Source organism: Rhodococcus sp. DMU2021, from assembly GCF_019641445.1.
Classification (GTDB): Bacteria; Actinomycetota; Actinomycetes; order Mycobacteriales; family Mycobacteriaceae; genus Rhodococcus; species Rhodococcus pyridinivorans.
Genome location: NZ_JAIFKB010000052.1, coordinates 1 through 3,517, shown reverse-complemented (window position 1 = coordinate 3,517; position 3,517 = coordinate 1). Strand labels below are relative to the sequence as shown.

The following is a 3,517-nucleotide window of genomic DNA, read 5'->3' as shown; positions in this document are numbered from 1 at the left end:
GGGTTATATCGGTGCACTGTTGGGTCCTGAGAGAACACGCAATGTGTTTGATCAGCGACGATGTCGAAGAAAGTTCCGTGGAGTCCACGGGGTGAGTATTCGGTGTTGTGTGTTGTTTGAGAACTGCACAGTGGACGCGAGCATCTTTGTTGTAAGTGTTTATGAGCGTACGGTGGATGCCTTGGCACCAGGAGCCGATGAAGGACGTGGGAGGCTGCGATATGCCTCGGGGAGCTGTCAACCGAGCTGTGATCCGAGGATTTCCGAATGGGGAAACCCAGCACGAGTGATGTCGTGTTACCCGCATCTGAATATATAGGGTGTGTGGAGGGAACGTGGGGAAGTGAAACATCTCAGTACCCACAGGAAGAGAAAACAACATGTGATTCCGTGAGTAGTGGCGAGCGAAAGCGGATGAGGCTAAACCATGGGTGTGTGATAGCTGGCAGGCGTTGCATCCGTGGGGTTGTGGGGCTTTTCTTCCCGTCACTGTCATGACGGGCGAGAGTAAGAAACCGGTTGGTTAGTCGAAGTGGTCTGGAACGGCCTGTCGTAGAGGGTGAGAATCCCGTAGACGAAAACTTGCCGGCTCTCGTGAGAAGTACCCGAGTAGCACCGGGCCCGTGAAATCCGGTGTGAATCTGTCGGGACCACCCGATAAGCCTGAATACTCCCTGGTGACCGATAGCGGACTAGTACCGTGAGGGAAAGGTGAAAAGTACCCCGGGAGGGGAGTGAAATAGTACCTGAAACCGTGCGCTTACAATCCGTCAGAGCCGATGCACGATTCAGTTCGTGGTGGGTGATGGCGTGCCTTTTGAAGAATGAGCCTGCGAGTTAGTGGCATGTCGCGAGGTTAACCCGTGTGGGGTAGTCGTAGCGAAAGCGAGTCCGAATAGGGCGCATGTAGTGGCATGTTCTAGACCCGAAGCGGAGTGATCTACCCATGGCCAGGGTGAAGCGATGGTAAGACGTCGTGGAGGCCCGAACCCACTTAGGTTGAAAACTGAGGGGATGAGTTGTGGGTAGGGGTGAAAGGCCAATCAAACTCCGTGATAGCTGGTTCTCCCCGAAATGCATTTAGGTGCAGCGTCGCGTGTTTCTCACCGGAGGTAGAGCTACTGGATGGTCTAGGGGGCCCACAAGCTTACCGAAATCAGCCAAACTCCGAATGCCGGTGAGTGAGAGCGCGGCAGTGAGACTGCGGGGGATAAGCTTCGTAGTCGAGAGGGAAACAGCCCAGATCGCCGGCTAAGGCCCCTAAGCGTGTACTAAGTGGAAAAGGATGTGGGATCGCTGAGACAACCAGGAGGTTGGCTTAGAAGCAGCCACCCTTGAAAGAGTGCGTAATAGCTCACTGGTCAAGTGGTTCTGCGCCGACAATGTAGCGGGGCTCAAGTACACCGCCGAAGCCGCGGCACTCACACAACACCCCGGAAGGGTTACGGCTTTTCCGGCAGTGGTGTGGGTGGGTAGGGGAGCGTCGTGCAGCCGTGGAAGCGCCGGAGTGATCCAGGTGTGGAGGCTGCGCGAGTGAGAATGCAGGCATGAGTAGCGAAAGACGAGTGAGAAACTCGTCCGCCGGATGACCAAGGGTTCCTGGGCCAGGTTAATCCGCCCAGGGTGAGTCGGGACCTAAGGCGAGGCCGACAGGCGTAGTCGATGGACAACGGGTTGATATTCCCGTACCCGTGTATCCGCGCCCAATGGCGAATCAGTTGTGCTAACCGTCCAAAAGTTTCCGCTGTTCCTTCGGGAATTGTGGGGATGGCTGCACGGGACCCTGATTGTAGTAGTCAAGCGATGGGGTGACGCAGGAAGGTAGCTGGGCCAGGTGATGGAGTACCTGGTGTAAGCCGGTAGGGCGAATGGTAGGCAAATCCGCCATTCATGCAGCCTGAGAGGTGATGCGTACCCGTTGAGGGGAATTCAGTGATCCTATGCTGCCGAGAAAAGCCTCTAGTGAGTTGGTACACGGCCCGTACCCCAAACCGACACAGGTGGTCAGGTAGAGAATACCGAGGCGATCGAGAGAACTGTGGTTAAGGAACTCGGCAAAATGCCCCCGTAACTTCGGGAGAAGGGGGACCACGCCTGGTGACGGCCCTTGCGGTCCGAGCTGGGGGTGGTCGCAGAGACCAGAGAGAAGCGACTGTTTACTAAAAACACAGGTCCGTGCGAAGTCGTAAGACGATGTATACGGACTGACGCCTGCCCGGTGCTGGAAGGTTAAGAGGACCGGTTAGCGGAGCAATCCGCGAAGCTGAGAATTTAAGCCCCAGTAAACGGCGGTGGTAACTATAACCATCCTAAGGTAGCGAAATTCCTTGTCGGGTAAGTTCCGACCTGCACGAATGGCGTAACGACTTCTCTGCTGTCTCGACCACAGACTCGGCGAAATTGCATTACGAGTAAAGATGCTCGTTACGCGCGGCAGGACGAAAAGACCCCGGGACCTTCACTATAGCTTGGTATTGGTGTTCGGTTCGGTTTGTGTAGGATAGGTGGGAGACTGTGAAGCTCATACGCCAGTATGGGTGGAGTCGTTGTTGAAATACCACTCTGATCGTATTGGACCTCTAACCTCGGACCATGATCTGGTTCAGGGACAGTGCCTGGTGGGTAGTTTAACTGGGGCGGTTGCCTCCCAAAATGTAACGGAGGCGCCCAAAGGTTCCCTCAGCCTGGTTGGCAATCAGGTGTCGAGTGCAAGTGCACAAGGGAGCTTGACTGTGAGACTGACAGGTCGAGCAGGGACGAAAGTCGGGACTAGTGATCCGGCACCGGCATGTGGAAGCGGTGTCGCTCAACGGATAAAAGGTACCCCGGGGATAACAGGCTGATCTTCCCCAAGAGTCCATATCGACGGGATGGTTTGGCACCTCGATGTCGGCTCGTCGCATCCTGGGGCTGGAGTAGGTCCCAAGGGTTGGGCTGTTCGCCCATTAAAGCGGCACGCGAGCTGGGTTTAGAACGTCGTGAGACAGTTCGGTCTCTATCCGCCGCGCGCGTTAGAAACTTGAGGAAGGCTGTCCCTAGTACGAGAGGACCGGGACGGACGAACCTCTGGTGTGCCAGTTGTCCCGCCAGGGGCATGGCTGGTTGGCTACGTTCGGAAGGGATAACCGCTGAAAGCATCTAAGCGGGAAGCCTGTTCCAAGATGAGGTTTCTCACCCCCTCGAGGGGGTAAGGCCCCCGGCAGACCACCGGGTTGATAGGCCGGAACTGGAAGCCCAGCAATGGGTGGAGGTGACCGGTACTAATAGGCCGAGGACTTACCACGAAGATGTTACGCGTCCACTGTGCGGTATCTGAAACAACACACACAGATCCGAAAATCCTGCAGCAGCAGGTGATTCGAGGAATCTGCGTGGACTATTGTTTCATAGAGTTACGGCGGCCATAGCGACAGGGAAACGCCCGGTCCCATTCCGAACCCGGAAGCTAAGCCTGTCTGCGCCGATGGTACTGCACTCGACAGGGTGTGGGAGAGTAGGACACCGCCGAACACCCGTT

General features: G+C 56.2%; 2 rRNA genes. Both read left to right on the top strand.

The window, feature by feature from the left end:
• The first annotated feature begins 149 nt into the window (after positions 1 to 149).
• Positions 150 to 3,284 (top strand): 23S ribosomal RNA (locus K3M35_RS25255).
• A 109-nt stretch (positions 3,285 to 3,393) separates the two neighbouring features.
• A 5S ribosomal RNA gene (gene rrf, locus K3M35_RS25250) occupies positions 3,394 to 3,510 on the top strand.
• The last annotated feature ends 7 nt before the right edge of the window (positions 3,511 to 3,517 follow it).